Origin of the sequence: Pseudomonas kitaguniensis, assembly GCF_049199985.1 — a bacterium.
Taxonomy (GTDB): domain Bacteria; phylum Pseudomonadota; class Gammaproteobacteria; order Pseudomonadales; family Pseudomonadaceae; genus Aquipseudomonas; species Aquipseudomonas kitaguniensis.
Window position 1 is genome coordinate 220,485 of record NZ_JBLZPT010000002.1, and the last position, 24,716, is coordinate 245,200.

General features: G+C 59.4%; 25 protein-coding genes. 18 read left to right on the plus strand and 7 right to left on the minus strand.

All coding sequences use genetic code 11. The features are described from left to right. Positions 1–182: 182 nt before the first annotated feature. Entirely contained in the window at positions 183–1,223 is a 1,041-nt protein-coding gene (locus ACOZK9_RS04900) for an NADP(H)-dependent aldo-keto reductase (RefSeq protein WP_058414361.1), read from the minus strand. A gap of 248 nt (positions 1,224–1,471) precedes the next feature. Between ACOZK9_RS04900 and rplM the strand changes: the two genes are divergently transcribed. The 13 genes from rplM to ACOZK9_RS04965 all read left to right on the plus strand — a co-directional run bounded on the left by rplM (position 1,472) and on the right by ACOZK9_RS04965 (position 14,182). Further along, complete coding sequence (gene rplM, locus ACOZK9_RS04905) at positions 1,472–1,900, plus strand: 50S ribosomal protein L13 (RefSeq protein WP_058414360.1); 429 nt, start codon at positions 1,472–1,474, stop codon at positions 1,898–1,900. Positions 1,901–1,914: 14 nt separating this feature from the next. After that, positions 1,915–2,307, plus strand: a complete 393-nt coding sequence (gene rpsI, locus ACOZK9_RS04910) for a 30S ribosomal protein S9 (RefSeq protein WP_003216038.1) — start codon at positions 1,915–1,917, stop codon at positions 2,305–2,307. Positions 2,308–2,573: 266 nt separating this feature from the next. Continuing rightward, positions 2,574–3,170: a ubiquinol-cytochrome c reductase iron-sulfur subunit gene (gene petA, locus ACOZK9_RS04915; protein WP_058414359.1), complete on the plus strand. Its 597-nt coding sequence runs from the start codon at positions 2,574–2,576 to the stop codon at positions 3,168–3,170. After that, complete coding sequence (locus ACOZK9_RS04920) at positions 3,170–4,381, plus strand: cytochrome b (RefSeq protein ID WP_058414358.1); 1,212 nt, start codon at positions 3,170–3,172, stop codon at positions 4,379–4,381. The genes petA and ACOZK9_RS04920 overlap by 1 nt, the downstream gene beginning before the upstream one ends. Then, positions 4,381–5,160, plus strand: coding sequence for a cytochrome c1 (locus ACOZK9_RS04925; protein WP_058414357.1), 780 nt, complete (start codon positions 4,381–4,383; stop codon positions 5,158–5,160). Before ACOZK9_RS04920 ends, ACOZK9_RS04925 begins: the two co-directional genes overlap by 1 nt. 149 nt (positions 5,161–5,309) lie before the next feature. Then, positions 5,310–5,927 (plus strand): glutathione S-transferase N-terminal domain-containing protein, encoded by a 618-nt coding sequence (locus ACOZK9_RS04930; RefSeq protein WP_058414356.1) that lies wholly within the window; start codon positions 5,310–5,312, stop codon positions 5,925–5,927. A gap of 17 nt (positions 5,928–5,944) precedes the next feature. After that, on the plus strand, positions 5,945–6,364 hold the full coding sequence (locus ACOZK9_RS04935; RefSeq protein ID WP_421555385.1) for a ClpXP protease specificity-enhancing factor: 420 nt from the start codon (positions 5,945–5,947) through the stop codon (positions 6,362–6,364). Between the two features lie 158 nt (positions 6,365–6,522). Next, the gene (locus ACOZK9_RS04940; protein WP_058414354.1) at positions 6,523–7,272 is read left to right on the plus strand and encodes a FadR/GntR family transcriptional regulator; all 750 of its coding nucleotides are present in this window, start codon (positions 6,523–6,525) and stop codon (positions 7,270–7,272) included. 314 nt (positions 7,273–7,586) lie between these two features. Then, positions 7,587–8,498, plus strand: coding sequence for a 5-dehydro-4-deoxyglucarate dehydratase (gene kdgD, locus ACOZK9_RS04945; protein ID WP_058414353.1), 912 nt, complete (start codon positions 7,587–7,589; stop codon positions 8,496–8,498). A 54-nt stretch (positions 8,499–8,552) separates the two neighbouring features. Beyond that, positions 8,553–9,998, plus strand: coding sequence for an aldehyde dehydrogenase family protein (locus tag ACOZK9_RS04950; RefSeq protein WP_421555386.1), 1,446 nt, complete (start codon positions 8,553–8,555; stop codon positions 9,996–9,998). A gap of 120 nt (positions 9,999–10,118) precedes the next feature. Then, positions 10,119–11,486, plus strand: coding sequence for an MFS transporter (locus ACOZK9_RS04955; protein ID WP_152746218.1), 1,368 nt, complete (start codon positions 10,119–10,121; stop codon positions 11,484–11,486). Positions 11,487–11,497: 11 nt separating this feature from the next. After that, a complete protein-coding gene (gene garD, locus ACOZK9_RS04960; RefSeq protein WP_122250499.1) occupies positions 11,498–13,051 on the plus strand; it encodes a galactarate dehydratase in 1,554 nt (517 codons plus the stop codon). A gap of 189 nt (positions 13,052–13,240) precedes the next feature. Beyond that, positions 13,241–14,182, plus strand: a complete 942-nt coding sequence (locus ACOZK9_RS04965; protein ID WP_058414349.1) for an AEC family transporter — start codon at positions 13,241–13,243, stop codon at positions 14,180–14,182. Positions 14,183–14,291: 109 nt separating this feature from the next. Here ACOZK9_RS04965 and ACOZK9_RS04970 read toward each other — a convergent pair whose 3' ends face one another. The 6 genes from ACOZK9_RS04970 to gatC all read right to left on the minus strand — a co-directional run bounded on the left by ACOZK9_RS04970 (position 14,292) and on the right by gatC (position 19,518). Further along, complete coding sequence (locus ACOZK9_RS04970; protein WP_099236991.1) at positions 14,292–14,675, minus strand: carboxymuconolactone decarboxylase family protein; 384 nt, start codon at positions 14,673–14,675, stop codon at positions 14,292–14,294. Then, a complete protein-coding gene (locus ACOZK9_RS04975) occupies positions 14,672–15,718 on the minus strand; it encodes a calcium/sodium antiporter (protein WP_152750690.1) in 1,047 nt (348 codons plus the stop codon). The genes ACOZK9_RS04970 and ACOZK9_RS04975 overlap by 4 nt, the downstream gene beginning before the upstream one ends. Positions 15,719–15,776: 58 nt before the next feature. Next, positions 15,777–16,148: a septal ring lytic transglycosylase RlpA family protein gene (locus tag ACOZK9_RS04980; RefSeq protein ID WP_152750688.1), complete on the minus strand. Its 372-nt coding sequence runs from the start codon at positions 16,146–16,148 to the stop codon at positions 15,777–15,779. Positions 16,149–16,285: 137 nt separating this feature from the next. Beyond that, entirely contained in the window at positions 16,286–17,752 is a 1,467-nt protein-coding gene (gatB, locus tag ACOZK9_RS04985; RefSeq protein WP_152746215.1) for an Asp-tRNA(Asn)/Glu-tRNA(Gln) amidotransferase subunit GatB, read from the minus strand. A 10-nt stretch (positions 17,753–17,762) separates the two neighbouring features. Further along, entirely contained in the window at positions 17,763–19,214 is a 1,452-nt protein-coding gene (gene gatA, locus ACOZK9_RS04990) for an Asp-tRNA(Asn)/Glu-tRNA(Gln) amidotransferase subunit GatA (protein WP_421555387.1), read from the minus strand. Between the two features lie 16 nt (positions 19,215–19,230). After that, positions 19,231–19,518, minus strand: a complete 288-nt coding sequence (gene gatC, locus ACOZK9_RS04995; RefSeq protein ID WP_058414343.1) for an Asp-tRNA(Asn)/Glu-tRNA(Gln) amidotransferase subunit GatC — start codon at positions 19,516–19,518, stop codon at positions 19,231–19,233. A 210-nt stretch (positions 19,519–19,728) separates the two neighbouring features. On the opposite strand from gatC, the gene mreB reads away from it, so the two are divergent. From mreB to rng, 5 genes are all read left to right on the plus strand, one after another. Next, the gene (gene mreB / locus ACOZK9_RS05000) at positions 19,729–20,766 is read left to right on the plus strand and encodes a rod shape-determining protein MreB (RefSeq protein ID WP_002555108.1); all 1,038 of its coding nucleotides are present in this window, start codon (positions 19,729–19,731) and stop codon (positions 20,764–20,766) included. A 139-nt stretch (positions 20,767–20,905) separates the two neighbouring features. Beyond that, a complete protein-coding gene (mreC, locus tag ACOZK9_RS05005; RefSeq protein ID WP_122250496.1) occupies positions 20,906–22,051 on the plus strand; it encodes a rod shape-determining protein MreC in 1,146 nt (381 codons plus the stop codon). After that, positions 22,051–22,539, plus strand: a complete 489-nt coding sequence (gene mreD / locus ACOZK9_RS05010) for a rod shape-determining protein MreD (RefSeq protein WP_058414341.1) — start codon at positions 22,051–22,053, stop codon at positions 22,537–22,539. The genes mreC and mreD overlap by 1 nt, the downstream gene beginning before the upstream one ends. Positions 22,540–22,590: 51 nt before the next feature. Further along, positions 22,591–23,187 carry a Maf family protein gene (locus ACOZK9_RS05015; protein WP_058414340.1) on the plus strand — a complete coding sequence of 199 codons (597 nt, stop codon included), beginning with the start codon at positions 22,591–22,593 and terminating at the stop codon, positions 23,185–23,187. Between the two features lie 70 nt (positions 23,188–23,257). Next, positions 23,258–24,715 (plus strand): ribonuclease G, encoded by a 1,458-nt coding sequence (rng, locus tag ACOZK9_RS05020; RefSeq protein WP_058414339.1) that lies wholly within the window; start codon positions 23,258–23,260, stop codon positions 24,713–24,715. Position 24,716 lies beyond the last annotated feature (1 nt).

The window sequence follows — 24,716 nt, forward strand, 5'->3', positions numbered from 1 at the left end:
ACGCGCCGTAACGGCGTGGAGATTTGGTTGGACATAATTTCATTTATTCTTATAGGGGAAAGTGGTCACCAGACGGCTGGATCGTCTTATTTTTTACCCCGTGTGTCCAGTGCCCCATGCTGTCATCGGGGCATCGGCTCCGTTTGATGAGGGTTCCCCGCCTGGGAACCCTCAGTTAGCGATTAAGGCGCAGGGTTTGGATGATCCTTCTGAATTGCCTCAATCCCCTCCAGCACCTCTTTGGAGAGTGTCAGGTCGGCACTGGCGATGTTGCTGTCCAGCTGCGCAAGGCTGGTTGCACCGATGATATTGCTGGTCACAAACGGCTGTTGCGTGACGAATGCCAGGGCCATTTGCGCCGGGTCCAGGCCGTGCTCGCGCGCCAGTGCCACGTAACGGCTGCACGCGGCTTCCGACTGCGGGTTGAAGTAGCGGCTGAAGCGGCTGTATTCAGTCAGGCGGGCTTTTGCCGGGCGGGCGCCGCCTTCGTACTTGCCGCTGAGCATGCCGAACGCCAGCGGCGAATACGCCAGCAAGCCGCATTGTTCGCGAATGGCGACTTCCGCCAGGCCCACTTCAAAGCTGCGGTTGAGCAGGTTGTAGGGGTTCTGGATCGACACGGCGCGGCTCCAGCCACGGGCTTCGGCCAGGGCCAGGAACTTCATGGTGCCCCACGGGGTTTCGTTGGACAGGCCAATGTGGCGGATCTTGCCGGCCTTTACCTGTTCGTCCAGCGCTTCGAGGGTTTCTTCCAGTGGCGTGAGGTCGTCTTCGTCCTTGTGTGTGTAGCTCAGTTGGCCGAAAAAGTTGGTGCTGCGCTCGGGCCAGTGCAACTGGTAGAGGTCGATCCAGTCGGTTTGCAGGCGCTTGAGGCTGGCGTCGAGGGCTTCGACGATGTGTTTACGGTTGTGGCGCAGGTAGCCATCGCGAATGTAGTCGATGGTATTGCCGGGGCCTGCGATCTTGCTGGCGAGCACCCAGTCGGCACGGTCACCGCGGCTTTTGAAGTAGTTGCCGATGTAACGCTCGGTGGTGGCATAGGTGTCGGCCTTGGGCGGCACCGGGTACATTTCCGCCGTGTCGAGGAAGTTGATCCCTGCGGCTTTGGCCCGCTCGATCTGTGCAAAGGCCTCTGCTTCGCTGTTCTGCTCGCCCCACGTCATGGTGCCCAGGGCAATCGCGCTTACGTTCAGATCGGTTCGGCCCAGCTGTCGATAATCCATCAGGTGCTCCTTCGGGGAAAACAATCATAAAAGCAGGTTGAAATTTTTTTCGCAATCTGCATAATTGCCCACCTCTTTCTGCAGTGGAAGTGATGCGCCGCCTGCCGAAGAATCTTGCCGTTGAACGGACGCGCCGACCCGAGCCCCCGATAGCGTCTGTATCCGGCTGCCTTTGACTTGTCAAAGTACGCACTATTCAGTAAGATCCGCCGTCTAATTTACAGGGCGGCCCCTGAGGCTATTAAAGAATGACAACTTTTACTGCAAAACCGGACACCGTCCAGCGCGACTGGTTTATCGTCGACGCCGCTGGTCAGACTCTGGGTCGTCTGGCCACTGAAGTCGCCAGCCGTCTGCGTGGCAAGCACAAGCCTGAGTACACCCCTCACGTTGATACCGGTGACTACATTGTCATCATCAACGCCGAGCAGGTACGTGTTACCGGCAACAAAGCGCAAGACAAAATGTACTACCGTCACTCCGGTTTCCCAGGCGGCATCAAGTCTTCCAACTTTGAAGGCCTGATCTCCAAGAAGCCTGAGGCCCCGATTGAAATCGCGGTTAAAGGTATGCTGCCGAAGGGCCCACTGGGTCGCGATATGTTTCGCAAGCTGAAAGTCTATGCGGGCGCTGTACACCCTCATGCTGCTCAGCAGCCCCAAGAACTGAAGTTTTAACGGAATAGTTCATTATGTCGGCGACTCAAAATTACGGCACTGGCCGTCGCAAAACCGCTACCGCACGTGTTTTCCTGCGTCCGGGTACTGGTAACATCTCGATCAACAACCGCACTCTGGAAAATTTCTTCGGTCGCGAAACTGCCCGCATGGTAGTTCGTCAGCCGCTGGAACTGACCGAGACAGTTGAAAAGTTCGACATCTACGTCACCGTTATCGGTGGCGGTGTAAGTGGTCAAGCTGGCGCAATCCGCCACGGTATCACTCGCGCTCTGATGCAGTACGACGAAACCCTGCGTGGCGCTCTGCGCAAAGCTGGCTTCGTAACTCGCGATGCTCGTGAAGTTGAACGTAAGAAAGTCGGTCTGCGTAAAGCGCGTAAGCGTCCGCAGTACTCGAAGCGTTAATTCGCTTTACGTTCCACAAAAACGCCCAGCCTCCTTACGGAGCTGGGCGTTTTTTATTGCCTGCGATTTGTGCATACCTTTGGCCGTGACAACGTGCCACATCCGTAGACCCCCTATACTGCAAGGCCTGGAGCCGCGCTGCGGGGTAATTCCCTTGTAAGTGTGTGGGCTTTTCATTACCATCCTGCAAAATTTTTATAAGTTCAGCGTTAATACTTAGTAGACGCCTGATTTAACAGGCCAAAAAGCTGATGGGAGAGGACTGAATGAGCAATGACGGCGTGAATGCAGGCCGGCGTCGCTTCTTGGTAGCCGCCACGTCCGTGGTGGGTGCTGCAGGAGCGGTGGGGGCTGCGGTCCCGTTCGTGGGGTCATGGTTTCCCAGTGCCAAGGCGAAAGCCGCAGGTGCACCGGTGAAGGTGAATGTCAGTAAGGTCGAGCCAGGTCAGCAAATGATTGCTGAGTGGCGCGGTCAGCCGGTTTTCATTGTTCGTCGTACTGAAGAAATCCTCGGGAATCTGAAGAAAATCGAAGGCCAGTTGTCTGACCCCGATTCAAAAAATTCCGACCAGCCCGCCTACGTTGATAAGGAAGTCCGTTCGATCAAACCAGAGATTCTGCTGCTGATCGGTATCTGCACCCACCTCGGCTGCTCGCCAACCTTCCGCCCTGAAGTTGCGCCTGCCGACCTCGGCAAAGACTGGGTCGGCGGTTACTTCTGCCCTTGCCACGGCTCCCACTACGACCTGGCCGGCCGCGTCTACAAGTCCCAACCTGCACCGTTGAACCTGCCGGTTCCGCCACATCATTACGAGACTGACAATGTCATTGTCATTGGCGTCGACGAGGGGGAGAAAGCCTGATGAGCAAGTTCATGGATTGGGTGGATGCACGCTTCCCGGCGACCAAAATGTGGGAAGACCACCTCAGCAAATATTACGCGCCAAAAAACTTCAACTTCTTCTACTTCTTCGGTTCACTGGCACTGCTGGTGCTGGTCAACCAGATCATTACCGGCGTGTGGTTGACGATGAGTTACACGCCCTCGGCGGAGGAGGCGTTCGCCTCTGTTGAGTACATCATGCGTGACGTCGAGTACGGCTCGATCCTGCGCTTGCTGCACTCTACCGGCGCGTCGGCGTTCTTTATTGTGGTTTACATGCACATGTTCCGTGGCTTGCTCTACGGTTCGTACCAGAAGCCGCGTGAGCTGGTGTGGGTGTTCGGCATGCTGATTTACCTGGCGCTGATGGCCGAAGCGTTCATGGGTTACTTGCTGCCGTGGGGCCAGATGTCGTACTGGGGCGCACAGGTGATCATCTCGCTGTTCGGTGCGATCCCGGTCATCGGCAACGACCTGACCCAGTGGATTCGGGGTGACTACCTGATCTCCGGCATCACCCTGAACCGCTTTTTTGCGCTGCACGTGGTGGCCCTGCCGATCGTGATTCTTGGCCTGGTGGTGCTGCACATCCTGGCGCTGCACGAGGTGGGCTCCAACAACCCGGACGGCGTCGACATCAAGAAGTACAAAGACGAAAACGGCATCCCGCTGGATGGCATTCCGTTCCACCCGTACTACACCGTGAAAGACATTGTGGGTGTGGTAGTGTTCTTGTTTGTGTTCTGCTCGATCGTGTTCTTTTTCCCGGAGATGGGCGGGTATTTCCTCGAGAAGCCCAACTTTGAGCAAGCCAACGCGTTCAAGACGCCTGAGCACATTGCCCCGGTCTGGTACTTCACGCCGTTCTACGCGATCTTGCGCGCGATTCCCGACAAGCTCATGGGCGTGATCGCCATGGGCGCCGCCATTGCGGTGTTGTTCGTGCTGCCGTGGCTCGACCGAAGCCCGGTCAAGTCGATGCGCTACAAGGGCTGGCTGAGCAAAATCTGGCTGTGGGTATTCTGCATTTCGTTCGTGATCCTGGGCGTGTTGGGCGTATTGGCGCCAACCCCCGAGCGTACATTGCTGTCGCAGGTCTGCACCTTCCTGTACTTCGCCTACTTCATTCTGATGCCGTTCTACACCCGGCTCGAGAAGACCAAACCGGTTCCGGAAAGGGTGACTGGCTGATGAAAAAATTATTGGTTGCACTCGTGTTTGCGGCGCTGCCGCTGCTGTCCTTCGCGGCCGAGCATGGCGCGGAACTCGAAAAAGTCGATATTGATGTGTCCGACAAGGCCGCCATGCAGGATGGTTTGCGTACCTTCACCAACTACTGCATGGGCTGCCACAGCGCCAAGTTCCAACGCTACGAGCGGGTTGCCGATGACTTGGGCATCCCGCATGACGTAATGCTCAGCCACGCGGTGTTCACCGGCGCAAAAATCGGCGACCACATGAGCATCGGCATGCAACCGGCAGACGCCAAGGCCTGGTTCGGTGCGGCACCGCCAGACCTGACCCTGGTGGCGCGTGTGCGCGGCACTGACTGGCTCTACGGTTACCTGAAATCGTTCTACGAAGACCCGGCGCGGCCGTATGGCGTGAACAACAAAGTCTTCCCGAATGTCGGTATGCCTAACGTTCTTGTCGGCCTGCAGGGTCGCCAAGTGGTAGGATGCAAGCAGGTTCAGGTCGTTGAAGACGGCAAGAAGCAATATGACCCGTTGACCGGCACGCCTCTGACACATGAAGCATGCGATCAACTGACTATATTGCCCAAGACCGGTACGCTGAACGCAGAGCAGTTTGACGAGAAGGTCAAGAATCTGGTGACCTTCCTGGCTTACTCGGCCAACCCGGTCAAACTGCAACATCAGCGCATCGGTACGTATGTGTTGCTCTACCTGGCCTTCTTCTTCGTATTCGCTTACCTGCTTAAACGCGAATACTGGAAGGATGTGCATTGATCCAACCGTAAGCAATTGCTGTTAATCTTGCGCGCCCAGCGGCATCTCTGAACACGTAGCGCTCTGGTTCAACCAGGCACTGCAGGGATGCTCTCTGGGCGCGCTCGTTTTTGAGCTTTCGATAATTTCAACAAGCGAGGAGGACCGCCATGGGCGTGACCAACCGGTTGGCCTGTTACTCCGACCCCGCCGACCACTATTCCCACCGAGTACGCATCGTGCTCGCAGAGAAGGGTGTCAGCGCCGAGATCATCAGTGTGGAGGTGGGTCGTCATCCGCCGAAACTGATCGAAGTGAACCCTTACGGCAGCTTGCCCACCCTGGTCGATCGTGACCTGGCGTTGTGGGAGTCAACCGTGGTGATGGAATACCTGGATGAGCGTTACCCGCATCCGCCTTTGCTGCCGGTGTATCCGGTGGCACGTGCCAACAGCCGCCTGCTGATCCATCGGATCCAGCGTGACTGGTGCGGGTTGGTGGATGTGATTCTGGATTCACGCAGTAAAGAAGCTGCCCGCGTCGTGGCGCGCAAGGAATTGCGCGAGAGCCTGACCGGTGTTTCACCGCTGTTCGCCGACAAACCTTTTTTCCTCAGTGAGGAACAAAGCCTGGTGGATTGCTGCCTACTCCCCATACTCTGGCGCTTGCCGATTATGGGTATTGAACTGCCGCGGCCAGCCAAGCCGCTGCTTGATTACATGGAGCGCCAGTTTGCGCGTGAGGCTTTCCAGGCGAGTCTGTCTGGTGTCGAACGCGATATGCGCTAAGGCTTAAGGAGCCGCTGATGAACTCCAGTCGACCGTACCTGGTCCGCGCGCTCTATGAGTGGATTGTGGACAACGATTGCACCCCGCACATGCTGGTCAACTCAGAATTTCCTGCGGTTCAGGTACCGCAGGGTTTTGCCAGTGATGGGCAGATTGTGCTGAACGTATCACCGAGTGCCGTGCGCCACCTGCACATGGACAACGAAGCGGTAAGCTTCGAAGGGCGTTTCGGCGGCGTGCCGCATACGCTGTTCGTGCCGATTGGCGCGATTCTCGGGATCTACGCCCGCGAGAATGGCCAAGGCATGGTGTTCGATCTGGAGTCGCCTTTCGAGGAAGACGAAGCGATCGAACGCGAGGGCAGTGATGAGGCGCCACCACCGGATTCCGAGCCGCCGCGCCCGACCGGTCGGCCGAGCCTCAAAGTGGTGAAGTGAACGGCTTTGCCTTCGGCTAAGTCTGAAAAATGCCTCGACCTGTGTCGGGGCATTTTTTTTACGTAAAGGATATGGATGAAAGTCGTGACGCAACGGTGATCGTACAACAGCCATGGGCTATGATGCGTACTCAAGTTCGCCGAGAAAGATGATCTGCCATGGAAAACCCCAACACCGCCCCGCGTCTTCCCCGCAAGCGCCGCAGCCTTGCCCAGGAATTGGTCACGGTGTTGTCCGAGCAGATCCGCGACGGCCAACTCAAACGTGGCGATAAATTGCCCACCGAGTCGGCAATCATGGAAGTCCATGGGGTCAGCCGCACGGTGGTGCGCGAAGCCATCTCGCGGTTGCAGGCCGCCGGGCAGGTCGAAACCCGCCACGGCATCGGCACCTTTGTGTTGGACACGCCAAGCCCGAGCGGTTTTCGGATTGACCCCGCCACCGTAGTGACCTTGCGTGACGTGCTGGCGATTCTGGAACTGCGTATCAGCCTTGAAGTGGAGTCTGCCGGCTTGGCGGCGTTACGCCGTAGCGACGAGCAACTGGCCGCCATGCGCGCGGCGCTCGACGCGCTGAATGAAAGTGCGGCACACGCAGGTGACGCGGTCGCGTCAGACTTCGCGTTCCACCTGGAAATTGCGCTGTCGACCGGCAACCGCTATTTCACCGACATCATGACCCACTTGGGCACCAGCATCATTCCGCGTACACGCCTGAATTCGGCGCGGCTGGCGCACGATGACCAGCAGCACTACATGAGCCGCTTGAGCCGTGAGCATGAAGAGATTTATGAGGCCATCGCGCGCCAGGATTCGGACGCCGCGCGAGCGGCCATGCGCCTGCACTTGACCAACAGCCGCGAGCGGCTGCGCCATGCCCATGAAGAGGCAGAAGCGCAGCGCAACTGAAAGCCGCAACAGATCTAATGTGGGCGCTGGCTTGTGTGGGAGCCGGCTTGCCCGCGATGGCATCACTTTGGTATGCCTGAAACACCGTCGCGCCTGCATCGCAGGCAAGCCAGCTCCCACATTTGATCCCCAGTGTCAGCACACTATTGAGTAGACCCCATTGGCGAGTGATTCGGGTGGAAGGCGCGTGCCTGAGATAAACCCCGATGAATTACAGTTGACGAATTATTTTATAGTTGTACGATGACGTACGACATCACCAAAAACCAACAATAACCTTTCGACAGAAAGTTTTCGCCCAGGGTGTTCGAATAATGAATCCACAAGAACTGAAGTCCATCCTCTCCCACGGTCTGCTGTCTTTCCCCGTGACCGATTTCAACGCGCAGGGTGACTTCCACCAGGCGGGCTACATCAAGCGTCTGGAATGGCTTGCCCCTTACGGCGCGACGGCCTTGTTCGCAGCTGGCGGCACCGGTGAGTTTTTCTCCCTGGCTGCCAGCGAATATTCGCAAGTGGTCAAGACCGCTGTTGATACCTGCGCCACCAGCGTGCCGATTCTCGCCGGTGTCGGCGGTTCGACCCGTCAAGCTATCGAGTACGCTCAGGAAGCTGAACGCCTCGGCGCCAAAGGCTTGCTGCTGCTGCCGCACTACCTGACCGAAGCCAGCCAGGACGGCGTTGCCGCCCACGTGGAAGCGGTGTGCAAGTCGGTCAAGATCGGCGTGGTTGTGTACAACCGCAACGTCTGCCGCCTGACTGCACCCCTGCTGGAACGCCTGGCTGAACGATGCCCGAACCTGATCGGCTACAAGGATGGCCTGGGTGACATCGAGTTGATGGTGTCGATCCGCCGTCGTCTTGGCGACCGTTTCAGCTACCTCGGCGGCTTGCCGACTGCAGAGGTTTACGCCGCTGCCTACAAGGCTTTGGGCGTACCGGTGTACTCCTCGGCGGTGTTCAACTTCATTCCAAAAACCGCGATGGACTTCTACCACGCGATCGCCAAAGACGATCACGTCACCGTGGCCAAGATCATCGACGACTTCTTCCTGCCTTACCTCGATATTCGCAACCGTAAATCCGGTTACGCCGTGAGCATCGTCAAAGCCGGTGCAAAAATCGCCGGCTATGACGCAGGCCCGGTCCGCACGCCGCTGACCGATCTGCTGCCGGAAGAATACGAAGCCCTGGCCGCGCTGATCGACAAGCAAGGTCCGCAGTAACTTATCTACAAGGCCGCTGAGTAATCAGCGGCCTTTTGCGTCAGGAGAAGATTTGTGTCCCAAGCCAAGCGTTTTGAAAACTACATCAACGGCGAGTGGGTGGCCGGTGCCGACTATTGCGTCAACCTCAACCCGTCGGAGTTGTCTGATGTCATTGGCGAATACGCCAAGGCTGACGTAGCCCAAGTCAACACCGCCATCGACGCCGCTCGCGCCGCGTTCCCGGCCTGGTCGACGTCCGGTATCCAGGCGCGTCACGATGCGCTGGATAAAGTCGGCAGCGAAATCCTCGCGCGCCGCGAAGAGCTCGGTACCCTGCTGGCGCGGGAAGAGGGCAAGACCCTGCCCGAAGCCATCGGCGAAGTGACCCGCGCCGGTAACATCTTCAAATTTTTTGCCGGTGAATGCTTGCGCCTGTCGGGCGACTACCTGCCCTCGGTGCGCCCGGGCGTCAATGTTGAAGTCACCCGCGAAGCCTTGGGTGTGGTCGGTTTGATCACCCCGTGGAACTTCCCGATTGCGATCCCCGCGTGGAAAATTGCCCCGGCCCTGGCCTACGGCAACTGTGTGGTGATCAAACCCGCCGAATTGGTGCCGGGTTGTGCCTGGGCCTTGGCCGAAATTATCTCGCGCGCAGGCTTCCCGGCCGGTGTGTTCAACCTGGTGATGGGCAGCGGTCGTGTGGTCGGCGATGTGCTGGTCAACAGCCCGAAAGTTGATGGCATCAGCTTCACCGGTTCGGTGGGCGTGGGTCGTCAAATCGCCGTCAGCTGCGTGTCGCGTCAGGCCAAAGTGCAGTTGGAAATGGGCGGTAAAAACCCGCAGATTATTCTCGACGACGCCGACCTCAAGCAGGCCGTCGAGTTGTCGGTACAGAGCGCGTTCTACTCCACCGGCCAGCGTTGCACGGCGTCCAGCCGCTTTATCGTGACCGCCGGTATTCACGACCAATTCGTCGCGGCCATGGCGGAGCGCATGAAGTCGATCAAAGTCGGCCACGCCCTGAAAAGCGGCACCGACATCGGCCCGGTGGTTTCCCAGGCCCAGTTGGATCAGGACTTGAAATACATCGACATCGGCCAAACCGAAGGCGCGCGGCTGGTCAGCGGCGGCGGCCTGGTGACGTGCGATACCGAAGGCTACTACTTGGCGCCAACCCTGTTTGCCGACAGCGAAGCCGCCATGCGCATCAGCCGTGAAGAGATCTTCGGCCCGGTGGCCAACGTGGTACGCGTCGCCGATTACGACGCGGCGCTGGCCATGGCCAACGACACCGAGTTCGGCTTGTCGGCCGGTATTGCCACCACGTCGCTGAAGTACGCCAACCACTTCAAGCGCCACTCGCAGGCCGGGATGGTGATGGTCAACCTGCCGACTGCCGGCGTGGACTATCACGTGCCATTCGGTGGCCGTAAGGGCTCCTCCTATGGTTCGCGCGAGCAGGGTCGCTATGCGCAAGAGTTCTACACCGTGGTGAAAACCAGCTACATCGGTTCGTAACACGCAACACCCGTGGTTCCTGCTGTGTGCGGGAGTCGGGCAAGCCCGGCTCCCACACAACGCGCTGCACAACACAACTTGATTACCCGCAAAAAAAATAATTAGTGGGAGTACTTTTTCATGCAAGCGACCAAGCCGACCCATGTCCGCTATTTGATCCTGCTCATGCTGTTCCTGGTGACAACGATCAACTATGCCGACCGGGCCACCATCGCGATCGCGGGCTCCAGCCTGCAAAAAGACCTCGGCATCGACGCGGTCACCCTCGGTTACATCTTCTCTGCATTCGGTTGGGCCTACGTGGCGGGGCAAATCCCCGGCGGCTGGCTACTCGATCGTTTCGGCTCGAAAAAAGTCTACGCACTGAGCATCTTCACCTGGTCGCTGTTCACCGTGCTGCAAGGCTATGTCGGTGAATTCGGGATCTCCACCGCCGTCGTTGCGCTGTTTATGCTGCGCTTCATGGTGGGCCTGGCCGAAGCGCCGTCCTTTCCGGGTAACGCACGCATCGTGGCGGCCTGGTTCCCTACGGCTGAACGCGGTACCGCTTCGGCGATCTTCAACTCGGCGCAATACTTCGCCACGGTGCTGTTTGCACCGCTGATGGGTTGGATCGTTTACAGCTTCGGCTGGCAGCACGTGTTTATCGTGATGGGCGCAATCGGCATTGTCTTCTCGCTGGTCTGGCTGAAAGTTATCCACAGCCCGCGCCAGCACCCGATGATCAACGCCGCCGAGCTCGATTACATCGCCGCCAACGGTGCCATGGTCGATATGGACCAGGACAAAGGCAAGGGCAAGAAAACCGACGGCCCGAAGTGGGATTACATCCGTCAGTTGCTGACCAACCGCATGATGCTTGGCGTTTATCTGGGCCAGTATTGCATCAACGGCATCACGTACTTCTTCCTCACCTGGTTCCCGGTGTACCTGGTGCAGGACCGTGGCATGACCATCCTCAAAGCCGGTTTCGTGGCTTCGCTGCCGGCGATCTGCGGCTTTATCGGTGGCGTGCTCGGCGGCGTGATTTCCGATTACCTGCTGCGCAAAGGCCATTCCCTGACCTTCGCCCGCAAGGCGCCGATCATTGGTGGCCTGCTGATTTCGAGCAGCATCGTGGCCTGCAACTACGTGGACATCGAGTGGATGGTGGTGGGCTTCATGGCCTTGGCCTTCTTCGGTAAAGGCGTTGGCGCACTCGGCTGGGCGGTGGTTTCCGACACCTCACCGAAACAAATCGCCGGCCTCAGTGGCGGCTTGTTCAACACCTTCGGTAACCTCGCATCGATCACCACGCCTATCGTCATCGGCTACATCATCGCCACCACCGGTTCGTTCAAGTGGGCCTTGGTGTTCGTCGGCGCCAACGCGCTGGTAGCGGTGTTCAGCTACCTGGTGATTGTCGGCCCGATCAAACGCGTGGTGCTCAAAGAGCCGCCAAGCAGCCAAGGGCCTGAGTTGACCCACCTTACCGAAGCGCATTCCTGAGGGGCTATGTAATGCAGTTGATTGAACATGCCGACTCGCCGCGCTCGATTCGTTTGCACGCGCGCGACAACGTGGTGATCGTGGTCAATGACCAGGGCGTACCGGCCGGGACCGAGTTCCCGGACGGCCTGGTGACCGTCGAATTTATCCCCCAGAGCCACAAAGTGACCCTGGAAGATATTCCCGAAGGCGGTCAGATTATTCGCTACGGCCAAACCATTGGTTACGCCCTGGCGCCGATTGCGCGCGGCAGTTGGGTGCAGGAAGATCAACTGCGCATGCCCACCGCGCCACCGCTGGACAGCTTGCCGCTGTCCACCGACGTGCCGGAAACCCAGGCGCCGCTGGAAGGCTTTACCTTCGAGGGTTACCGCAACGCCGACGGCACCGTGGGCACGCGTAATATTCTCGGAATCACTACTACCGTGCAGTGCGTCACCGGTGTGCTGGACCACGCGGTCAAGCGCATCAAGGATGAGTTGCTGCCTAATTACCCGCACGTGGATGACGTGGTGGCGCTGACCCACAGTTACGGCTGCGGCGTGGCGATTACCGCGACCGATGCGTATATCCCGATCCGCACGGTGCGCAACCTGGCACGCAACCCGAACCTGGGTGGCGAAGCCTTGGTGATCAGCCTGGGGTGCGAGAAATTGCAGGCCGGGCAGGTGATGCACGACAACGACAGCTCGGTCGATTTGAGCGAGCCGTGGTTGTATCGGTTGCAGGATTCCAGCCACGGTTTTACCGAGATGATCGAGCAGATCATGGCGCTGGCTGAAGCGCGCTTGAAAAAACTCGACCAGCGCCGCCGCGAAACCGTGCCGGCCTCCGAGCTGATTTTGGGTATGCAGTGCGGCGGCAGTGATGCGTTTTCCGGCATCACCGCCAACCCGGCGCTGGGCTATGCCTCGGATTTGCTGTTGCGGGCCGGGGCGACGGTGATGTTTTCCGAAGTCACCGAAGTACGCGATGCGATTTACCTGCTGACGTCGCGCGCCGAGAGTAAAGAAGTGGCGCAGGAGCTGGTCAGGGAAATGGACTGGTACGACCGTTACCTGGCCAAGGGCGAGGCTGATCGCAGCGCCAACACCACGCCCGGCAACAAGAAGGGCGGGTTGTCGAACATCGTCGAGAAGTCCTTGGGCTCCATCGTCAAGTCCGGCAGCAGCGCGATCAATGGCGTGCTTGGCCCTGGCGAGCGTTTCAAGCGCAAAGGTCTTATTTTTTGCGCAACGCCAGCCAGTGACTTTGTTTGCGGCACCTTGCAGCTGGCGGCCGGGATGAACTTGCATGTGTTCACCACCGGGCGCGGCACGCCTTACGGGCTGGCCATGGCGCCGGTGGTGAAAGTCTCGACGCGTACGGAGCTGGCGCAACGTTGGCCGGACTTGATCGACATTGACGCCGGGCGCATTGCTACCGGGCGCGCGACGATCGAGGAGTTGGGTTGGGAGCTGTTTCACTTCTACCTGGACGTGGCCAGCGGCAAGAAGCAGACGTGGGCCGAGCAGCTCAAGCTGCATAACGACATCACGTTGTTTAACCCGGCGCCGATTACTTGAGACCGAGTCGCCGCCATCGCGAGCAAGTCGAATCGTCGCACCGCCGCTCCCACACCCGACCGAGTTCCAGCATGAGAATGCAGTCAAGTGTGGGAGCGGGCTTGCTCGCGATGGCGGCCTACCAGACGTCACCGGGTCGTATGGCTTATCATTAGCCAACTAACGACGCTCACCAAGGTTCTCCCCGGCATGCTGGCTATCTTCCTCACCACCCTCACCATCACCGCGCCGGTGTTTGCCATGCTGTTTCTGGGTGTGCTGCTCAAGCGCATCAACTGGATCAACGACAACTTTATCCACACAGCTTCCTCCCTGGTGTTCAACGTCACCATGCCGGCGCTGCTGTTCCTGGGCATCCTGCATGCCGACCTGCACTCGGCGCTCAAGCCGGGTTTGCTGATTTATTTTGCCGTCGCCACGTTGCTGAGCTTTGCCCTGGCCTGGGGTTGGGCGATTTTTCGTTGCAAGCGTGAAGACCGCGGTATTTACACCCAGGGCGCGTTTCGCGGTAATAACGGCGTTATCGGCCTGGCGCTGGCGGCCAGCATGTACGGCGACTACGGCATCTCCCTCGGCGCGATTCTCGCGGCGCTGGTGATTCTGTTTTACAACACGCTGTCGACCATCGTGCTGGCGGTGTACAGCCCGGTGATCAAGTCCGACCCGTGGAGCATCTTTAAAAGTGTGGTGGCCAACCCGCTGATCATCAGCGTGGTGGTAGCCGCGCCGTTCGCCATTTTCAAGATCGGCCTGCCGGGGTGGCTGCAGTCGTCCGGTCAGTATTTGGCGGACATGACCTTGCCGCTGGCACTGATCTGCATCGGCGGCACCTTGTCGTTGGCGGCGTTGCGCAAAAGCGGCAGCATGGCCCTGAGTGCCAGCCTGGTGAAGATGATCGGTTTGCCGCTGGTGGCCACGTTCGGCGCGTGGCTGTTGGGCTTCCGCGGACCGGAACTGGGGATTTTGTTCTTGTACTTCGGTGCGCCGACCGCGGCGGCCAGCTTTGTGATGGCCAGGGCGGCACAGGGGAATCATGAGCTGGCGGCGGCGATTATTGTGATCACCACCTTGATGGCGGCGGTGACCACCAATATCGGGATTTTTGTGTTGCAGGCGGGTGGCTGGATCTGAGTTTTGGGGTGGGGTTGAGGGCCTATCGCGAGCAAGCCCGCTCCCACATTTTAATGTGTGAACAGATCAAAATGTGGGAGCGGGCTTGCTCGCGATAGCTATCTAACAGTCACTGCCGCTCTGCCTGATAGCTATCAATCACTTCCTGCGCCGCCCGAAACGCGTCAATCGCCGCCGGCACCCCGGCATACACCGCGCAATGCAGCAGCGCCTCGCGAATCTCTTCTACCGTGCACCCATTGTTCAGCGCGCCGCGCACGTGGCCCTTGAGTTCCTGCGGGCATTTGAGCGCCGTGAGGGCGGCGAGGGTGATCAGGCTGCGCGTCTTCAGCGGCAAGCCCTCGCGGTTCCAGACGCTGCCCCACGCGTGTTCGTTGACGAAGTCCTGCAGCGGCTGGGTGAACTCGGTGGCATTGCCCAAGGCGCGGTCGACGAACACATCGCCCATCACCTGGCGACGCACTTCAACGCCGGGCTTTTTCTGATCGGTCATTGCGATTCCCTCGTGTGTTGGCGGCGCCAGGCGCGCAGCGTGTTGAACAACAAGAAAGCCACCAGCACTGGCAAAACGTAATACAGCATCAGGTGTTCAAGCGTGTTCGCCAGCGGCATGCCGGTGGTGAACGCCATCACATGCAGGCCGTACGCAAGGTACAAACCCAGCAGCACCAAGCCTTCGGCGCGCGTCACGCGGTAACCGCTGTAGAACACCGGCAGGCACAGCACGACCGCGCCGAGCATCACCGGCAGGTCGAAGTCCAACGCGTTGGGCGACACCGACAGCGGCGTGGGCGCGAGCAGTGCAGTCACGCCCAGCACCCCGAGCAGGTTGAACACGTTGCTGCCGATCACGTTGCCCACGGCAATCTCCCGCTGGCCGCGCAGGGCGGCGATCAGCGAAGTGGCAAGGCATGGCAGCGACGTGCCGACACCGATCAGCGTCAGGCCGATGATGCGCTCCGACAGGCCCAAGTCGCTCGCCACCGCCACCGCCGCGCCCAGCAGCAAATGCCCCGCCAGTGCCAGAATCAACAGCCCGCCGAGCATCAGCAATACGCTGCTCAGCCAGGGCGCTCTGGTCACTGTGTCGAGGGTGCGCGGGCGGCGGGAATGGCGGGTCTGGTAGTGCAATACACCGAGGTAGGCCATCAGCGCGACCAGCAACAGCACGCCGTCGATTGGCGTCAGGTCTTCATTGGAGGCCAGGGTAAACACCAGCAAACCGGCGAAGATCATCACCGGGATGTCCAGGCGTACCAGTTGGCGCGACACGCGTAACGGAATGATCAGTGCTGCCAGGCCCAGGGTCACGAGGATATTGAAGATGCTGCTGCCGATCACGCTGCCCACGGCAATATCGGTATTACCGGCCAGGGTGGCTTGAAGGCTGACGGTCATCTGCGGCGCGCTGCTGCCGAAAGCAACGATGCTCAGGCCGATGATCAGCGGGCGCACCTTGAGGCTGGCCGCCAGGCGCACGGCGGCGCGCACCAGGATTTCGGCGCCGGAAATCAGCAACAGCAAGCCGCTGACCAGTTCGATCAGGCTCCAGGGCGAGAGGGCGGTTAATCCGAAAATGGCCGGGCTCCTTTATTTAATTGCTCATGGCCTGCACACGTACGCGTGCTGTACCAGTGCCGAGCATACCGAGTTGTTCGGCGGCCCTGCGTGAAACGTCGATCAGGCGCCCGCGAGTATGCGGGCCGCGATCATTAATGCGTACCACGACAGATCTGCCGTTGGCGAGATTGGTCACCTTGACCTGCGTGCCGAAGGGCAGGCGCCGATGGGCGGCGGTCAGGGTGTTCTGGTTGAAGGCTTCACCGCTGGCAGTTTTGTTGCCATGGTGCTTGGCGCCGTAATACGAGGCGGTGCCGCTTTCGTCGTAGCCGTTGGGGTCGATGAGGCCGCTGGCGCAACCGGCCAGTAGAGAGAACAGGGCCAGCAGGCCGAGTAGGCGCTTCATTTTCACTGTGCCCCGAAAGTCATGTCGTCACCGGCAGAGGTAGGAGGGGGCTTCCCACAAAAAGCCCCTTCCCACACAAACCTTTGCAACAAGGGCCCGAGTGGGGCGTGAAACCCCGCCCAGGCCATTCACTGCGATCAGCCTTCGAGCTTGCTTTTCAGCAGTTCGTTTACCTGTTGCGGGTTGGCTTTGCCTTTGGAGGCTTTCATTGCCTGGCCGACAAAGAAGCCGAACATTTTGCCGCGCTTGGCTTCGTCTGCCGCGCGGTATTGCTCGACTTGTTCGGCATTGTCGAGGAGTACTTGGTTAAGTACCTCATCAATCTGGCCGCTGTCAGTGACTTGTTTGAGACCTTGTTCTTCAATAATCCAATCAGCGCGACCTAGGCCAGTCACCAAGCTTTCCTCGCCGGAAGACATTATTTCAAAAATCTTCTTCGCGATCTTGCCAGAAATGGTTTTGTCGCTGATGCGCAGCAACATACCGCCTAGCTCTTCGGCGCTGACTGGTGCGTTACCGATATCGACGTCCATTTTATTCAACAGGCTGCCCAGCTCTACCATCACCCAGTTGGCCGCCAGCTTGGCGTCGCCGGCAATGCTCACGACCTTTTCGAAGTAGTTGGCTTGTTCACGGCTGGAGGCCAAAACGCTGGCATCGTAGACCGACAGGCCGAACTGCGCCTGGAACCGCTCGCGTTTTTGCTGCGGCAATTCCGGCAAAGTGGCGCGCACGTCATTCAGGAACGAATCCTCGATGACCACCGGCAACAGGTCCGGGTCGGGGAAGTAACGGTAGTCGTTGGCTTCCTCTTTGCTGCGCATGGCGCGGGTTTCGTCTTTGTTCGGGTCGTACAGGCGCGTTTGCTGGATCACCTTGCCGCCGTCTTCGATCAGTTCGATCTGGCGGCGTACTTCGCTGTTGATCGCCTTCTCGATGAAGCGGAACGAGTTAACGTTCTTGATCTCGCAGCGGGTGCCGTATTCGGCCTGGCCTTTAGGGCGGATCGACACGTTGCAGTCGCAACGCAGCGAGCCTTCGGCCATGTTGCCGTCGCAGATGCCCAGGTAGCGCACCAGCGCGTGGATCGTCTTGACGTAGGCCACGGCTTCCTTGGCGTTACGCATGTCCGGCTCGGACACGATCTCCAGCAACGGCGTACCGGCGCGGTTCAAGTCGATACCGGTGGCCCCCGGGAATTCTTCGTGCAGGCTCTTGCCGGCGTCTTCTTCCAGGTGCGCGCGGGTCACGCCGACACGTTTGATGGTGCCGTCTTCCAGCGGGATGTCCAGGTAGCCCTTGCCGACAATCGGCAACTCCATCTGGCTGATCTGGTAGCCCTTGGGCAGGTCCGGGTAGAAGTAGTTTTTGCGCGCGAACACGTTATGCTGGCCGATCTCGGCGTCAATCGCCAAGCCGAACATCACCGCCATGCGTACCGCTTCCTGGTTCAACACCGGCAGCACGCCGGGCATGCCCAGGTCTACCAGGCTCGCCTGGGTGTTCGGCTCGGAACCGAACGTGGTGGCGCTACCGGAGAAAATCTTCGATTGGGTGGCGAGCTGGGTATGAATCTCCAGCCCGATCACAACTTCCCATTGCATAGTGTTCTCCTCAGAAGCCGGTAGGGGTGCGGGTGTGCCAGTCGGTGTTCAACTGGTACTGGTGCGCCACATTGAGCAGGCGGGCTTCCTGGAAATACGGGGCGAGCAATTGCACGCCGACCGGCAGCCCATCGACAAAACCTGCAGGCATCGACAAGCCCGGCAAGCCCGCGAGGTTGGCGGTGATGGTGTACAGGTCTTCCAGGTACTCGGCGATCGGGTCGCCGGTCTTGGCGCCGATCTTCCAGGCCGGGTTCGGCGTGGTTGGGCCGAGGATCACGTCGACTTCTTCAAAGGCCGCCATGAAGTCGTTCTTGATCAGGCGACGGATTTTTTGCGCCTTGAGGTAGTACGCATCGTAATAGCCGGCCGACAGCGCGTAGGCACCGACCATGATCCGGCGTTGTACTTCCACGCCGAAACCTTCGCCACGCGAGCGCTTATAAATGTCGGTGAGGTCTTTCGGGTTTTCGCAGCGATAGCCGAAACGCACGCCGTCGAACCGCGACAGGTTGGACGAGGCTTCCGCCGGTGCGATCACGTAGTACGCAGGAATCGCGTGCTGGTTGTTCGGCAGGCTGATTTCCTTGATCACCGCGCCGAGCTTTTCCAGCTCTTTGACGCTGTTGTGCACCAATTCAGCGATACGCGGGTCGAGGCCGGCGCTGAAATACTCTTTCGGCACGCCGATACGCAGGCCCTTGATCGACGTATTCAGGCTGGCGCTGTAGTCCGGTACTGGCTCGTCGATGCTGGTGGAGTCCTGCTTATCGAACCCGGCCATATCTTGTAACAAAATCGCGCAGTCTTCTGCGGTACGCGCCAACGGGCCGCCCTGATCCAGGCTCGACGCGTAGGCGATCATGCCCCAGCGGGAAACGCGACCGTAGGTCGGCTTCAAACCGGTGAGGTTAGTGAAGGCTGCAGGCTGGCGGATCGAGCCGCCGGTGTCGGTGGCGGTGGCGGCCGGCAAGAAGCGCGCGGCAACGGCCGCAGCCGAACCGCCGGACGAGCCGCCCGGCACGTGCGCAAGGTTCCACGGGTTTTTCACCGCGCCGTAGTAGCTCGACTCGTTGGCCGAACCCATGGCGAATTCGTCCATGTTGGTCTTGCCCAGCGTCACGGCGCCAGCGGCAGCCAGCTTGGCGACCACGGTGGCGTCATACGGTGCTTTAAAGTTGTCGAGCATTTTGGAGCCGCAACTGGTGCGAATACCCTGAGTGCAGAACAGGTCTTTGTGGGCGATTGGAGCACCCAGCAGCGGGCCATTTTCACCGTTGGCGCGACGTGCGTCGGCGGCCTTGGCCTGGCTCAGAGCCAGATCTTCAGTGAGGCTGATGAAGCTGTTGACCGCAGGATCAAGCTCGGCGATACGCGCCAGCAGGGTCTTGGTCAGCTCTTCGGAAGAAAACTTTTTGTCGGCGAGACCGCGGGCGATCTCGGCCAGAGTCATGTGATGCATTGCAGGCTCTTTCCCTTTAGTCGATGACTTTCGGAACCAGGTACAGGCCGTTTTCGACCGCTGGCGCGATGGACTGGTAAGCCTCGCGGTTATTGCGCTCGGTCACGACGTCTGCGCGCAGGCGCTGGCTGGCTTCCAGCGGATGAGCCAGGGGCTCGATGCCGTCGGTATTCACGGCTTGCATGTGGTCGACCAGCCCGAGAATGCTGTTCAGGGCTGCGGTGGTCTGTGGAAGATCGGCTTCATTAAGGCCCAGGCAGGCCAAATGAGCGATTTTTTCCACGTCGGAGCGTTCAAGCGCCATGGGATTCTCCAGTGGAAAACAGAACGGAAGCTATCCGTGTGTTAGATTGTAGGAACACTACCGCATTTCTACGGTCATATGGCCGCGATTGTGGGGGTTGGTGCACAGAAAGTCGGCCAATTTAGCACATTGGCGCCTTGCCCAAAATCCCTGTCGTTGTTAGAGTTTGCCGCACTTTTTTACCCACGCGTTGCCTAGGGTCCTTTCCCCATGTTCAAGAAACTGCGTGGCATGTTTTCCAGCGATCTTTCCATTGACCTGGGCACTGCCAACACCCTTATTTACGTGCGCGAGCGCGGTATCGTCCTGAATGAGCCATCGGTTGTGGCCATTCGGACCCACGGTAATCAGAAAAGTGTCGTTGCCGTTGGCACCGAGGCCAAGCGCATGCTCGGCCGAACACCCGGCAATATCGCTGCCATTCGTCCGATGAAAGACGGCGTAATCGCCGACTTCAGTGTCTGCGAAAAGATGCTGCAGTACTTCATCAACAAGGTTCACGAAAACAGTTTTCTGCAGCCGAGCCCTCGTGTGCTGATTTGCGTTCCGTGCAAATCCACCCAGGTGGAGCGTCGCGCCATCCGTGAGTCGGCACTCGGTGCCGGTGCCCGCGAAGTGTTCCTGATCGAAGAGCCAATGGCCGCTGCGATCGGTGCCGGCTTGCCGGTTGAAGAAGCGCGCGGTTCGATGGTGGTGGATATCGGTGGTGGTACCACTGAAATCGCCCTGATCTCGCTGAACGGTGTGGTGTATGCCGAATCCGTGCGTGTCGGCGGCGACCGCTTCGACGAAGCGATCATCACCTATGTGCGTCGTAACTACGGCAGCTTGATCGGCGAGTCCACCGCCGAGCGTATCAAGCAGGAAATCGGCACCGCTTACCCGGGCGGCGAAGTTCGCGAAGTTGATGTTCGCGGTCGCAACCTGGCCGAAGGCGTTCCACGTGCTTTCACCCTGAACTCCAACGAAGTGCTGGAAGCTCTGCAAGAGTCTCTGGCCACTATCGTTCAGGCAGTGAAAAGCGCGCTGGAGCAATCGCCGCCGGAACTGGCTTCCGATATTGCCGAGCGTGGCCTGGTACTGACCGGTGGTGGCGCTTTGCTGCGCGACCTCGACAAGTTGTTGGCCCAGGAAACCGGCCTGCCGGTGATCGTCGCCGAAGACCCGCTGACCTGCGTTGCGCGTGGCGGTGGTCGTGCACTGGAAATGATGGATAAACACACCATGGACCTGCTCTCCAGCGAATAATATTGCCGGGACGGTTCATGCATCGCCCGCAGGCAGCACTTTGCAGTGCTGCCTGTTGGCGTTTATCTTCTTCAATCTGCATCCAGGCCGGTTTGATGCCGTATGAATAAAGACAACGTTTGCCTGGGAGGAGCGGCTTATTAAACCGCTTTTCGCCAAAGGCCCCTCATTGGGCGTGCGCTTATTGGTGCTGGTCGTGCTTTCGGTCGCGCTGATGGTGGTCGATGCCCGCTTTGCACTGCTCAAGCCGGTGCGTAGCCAGATGTCGCTGGTGTTGATGCAGACTTACTGGATCACCGACCTGCCACAACGGCTCTATCAGGGCGTGGCCAGCCAATTCGGCAGCCGCACCGAGCTTGTCGCCGAGAACGAAAAGCTCAAGACTGAAAACCTGCTGTTGCAGGGGCGCATGCAGAAGCTCGCGGCCCTCACCGAGCAGAACGTTCGGCTGCGCGAGCTGCTCAATTCTTCCGCGTTGGTCAATGAAAAGGTCGAAGTGGCCGAGTTGATCGGCATGGACCCCAACCCCTTTACCCATCGCATCATCATCAACAAGGGTGAGCGCGACGGTGTGGTCCTCGGCCAGCCGGTACTCGATGCCCGTGGCCTGATGGGGCAGGTGGTTGAATTGATGCCCTACACCTCGCGGGTATTGCTGCTGACGGACACGACCCACAGTATTCCGGTGCAGGTTAACCGTAACGGCTTGCGCGCAATTGCCAGCGGCACCGGTAACCCGGAACGCCTGGAGTTGCGGCATGTGGCCGACACTGCCGACATTAAAGAAGGCGACTTGCTGGTCAGCTCCGGCCTGGGCCAGCGGTTCCCGGCGGGTTACCCGGTGGCGACGGTCAAGGAAGTGATCCACGATTCCGGCCAGCCGTTTGCCATTGTCCGCGCGGTGCCAACCGCCGCCCTGAACCGCAGCCGCTACCTGCTGCTGGTGTTCAGCGACAACCGCACACCGGAAGAGCGCGCTAACGACGCCGCCCAGGCGCAGGAAGCGGAAGACAAGCAAAACGGCACTGTACAGACGATTCCTGCCACGGTGCCGAAACCGGCGTTCGTTGGGCCACCCGCACCTGCCCCGGCCACGGCGGCGCCAGTGGCGACGCCGGTGAAACCTGCGGCCCACAGCGCACGCCAAGCCAAACCGGCCGCTAGCAAACCGACTGCAACCACGCCGGCAGCCACAATCCCTGCGGCCAAACCGCCTGCCGCCACCACGCCGGCAACTCGGCCCGCAGCCGCAGCGCCTGCAACCACGCGGCAGAGGGAGGAATAATGGCCGGTACACATCCGCACAATGGCTGGATCGTCTGGCTGACCTTCGCCATTGGTTTGCTGCTCAGCGTTTCGCCGTTGCCGCAATTCATGGAAATCCTGCGTCCTTTATGGCTGGCATTGCTGCTGGCATTCTGGTCGCTGATGCTGCCGCACAAAGTCGGGATGGTCACGGCAATGTGTCTGGGCTTGGCGGAAGACGTGCTGTATGGCACCTTGCTGGGCCAGAACGCGTTGATCCTGACTTTGATCACCTTCCTGGTGCTGTCGTTGCAGCAGCGGCTGCGTATGTTTCCCATGTGGCAGCAATGCCTGGTGATCCTGGTTATTTTTGGCCTGGCGCAGTTGGTGCAACTGTGGCTCAGCGCCTTGACCGGTAACCGCCAGCCGACTTTGGCGCTGGTGCTGCCAGCCCTGGTCAGTGCGTTGTTATGGCCATGGGTCAGTTTCGGTCTGCGTGGGTTACGTCGTCGCTATAAAATCAATTGAATGGATTGCGAGGCTCTGCCTGGTTATCGAACCCTACAGGGAGAGTCTGCAATGAATACGCTTTATCTGGCCTCAGGCTCCCCAAGACGGCGTGAACTGCTAACCCAGATCGGTGTGCCCTTCACCGTGGTCAGCGCCGCTATTGATGAAACTCCTTTTACACATGAACCCGCTGTTGCCTACGTCGAGCGCCTCGCGCGCGGCAAGGCAGCGGCAGGTTTTGCTGCGCTTGAAATAAACTCGGGCGCTTGCGTGCTGGGTGCGGACACGGCGGTGATTGTTGATGGGCAGATCCTCGGCAAGCCGGTCGACCAAGCCGATGCCCTGGCGATGTTGATGGCGTTGGCGGGGCGCGAGCATGAAGTACTCACCGCCGTTGCCATTACCGATGGCCTGCGCTGCGAAACGCGTTGTGTCAGCAGTCGCGTAAGGTTTCGCGACGTTTCTGTCGAGGAGGCTACAACCTACTGGCACAGCGGCGAACCTCAAGACAAGGCCGGCGGCTATGCTATTCAAGGGCTTGGGTCGGTGTTTGTGGCCGGGCTCAATGGCAGCTATTCCGCCGTCGTCGGCCTGCCAGTGTGCGAAACCGCGCAACTGCTCGACCAATTCGACATACCCTGTTGGCAAAACCTTACCGCGCGCTGAACGCCGTATTCCAGCGCCAAGCCTTGAGCGATCGGTCACTATTGTGAAAACGCCTGAACGAGACCCAGCCATGAGTGAAGAGATTCTGATCAATATCACGCCGATGGAATCGCGCGTGGCGGTGGTAGAGAACGGTGTTCTGCAAGAAGTGCACGTTGAGCGCACCCAGAAGCGCGGGATTGTCGGCAATATCTACAAAGGCAAGGTCGTGCGCGTATTGCCGGGCATGCAGGCGGCATTCGTCGACATCGGCCTGGACCGCGCCGCGTTTATCCATGCTTCGGAAATTTCCCTGCGTGAAGGCCCGACGGTAGAAAGCATCAGCGCCTTGGTACACGAAGGGCAGAGCCTGGTGGTGCAAGTCACCAAGGACCCGATTGGTTCCAAAGGTGCGCGGCTGACCACGCAGCTGTCGATTCCTTCGCGTTACCTGGTGTACATGCCGCGCACCGCGCATGTCGGCATCTCCTTGAAAATTGAAGACGAAGCCGAGCGTGAGCGCCTGAAAAAGGTGGTCAGCGACTGCGTGGCCGCCGAGGGCATCAAGGAAGCGGGCGGCTTTATCCTGCGCACTGCCGCAGAAGGCGCCGGCGCTGATGAAATCCTCATGGACATCCGTTACCTGCGGCGTCTGTGGGACCAGATCGGTGCACAGATCAAAACCATCGGCGCGCCCAGCGTCATCTACGAAGACCTGGGCCTGGCCCTGCGCACCTTGCGTGACCTGGTCAGCCCGAAGATCGAGAAAATCCGCATTGATTCGCGGGAAACCTTCCAGCGCACCACGCAATTTGTCGCCGAGCTGATGCCGGAAATTGCCGACCGACTGGAACATTACCCTGGCGAGCGGCCGATCTTCGACCTGTACGGCGTCGAAGACGAGATTCAGAAGGCCCTGGAGCGCAAAGTGCCGCTCAAGTCCGGCGGCTACCTGGTGGTGGACCCTGCGGAGGCGATGACCACTATCGACGTCAACACGGGCGCATTTGTTGGCCACCGCAACCTCGAAGAGACCATCTTCAAGACCAACCTCGAAGCTGCCACGGCGATTGCCCGCCAACTGCGCCTGCGTAATCTGGGCGGCATCATCATCATCGATTTCATCGACATGGAAGACCAGGATCATCAGCGCCAGGTGCTGCGCACCCTTGAAAAGCAGCTGGAGCGTGACCACGCCAAGACCAACATCATCGGCATCACCGAGCTTGGCCTGGTGCAGATGACCCGCAAGCGTACCCGCGAAAGCCTCGAGCAAGTGCTGTGCGAGCCGTGCAGCAGTTGCCAGGGCCGCGGTAAATTGAAAACCCCGGAAACGGTTTGCTACGAGATTTTTCGCGAAATCCTGCGCGAAGCGCGTGCCTACCAGGCCGAAGGTTATAGAGTGCTCGCCAACCAGAAAGTGGTTGATCGTTTGCTGGACGAGGAGTCCGGTAACGTCGCTGAGCTGGAGCTGTTTATCGGGCGCACGATTCGCTTCCAGGTCGAAACCATGTATTCCCAGGAACAATACGACGTGGTGCTGCTCTGAT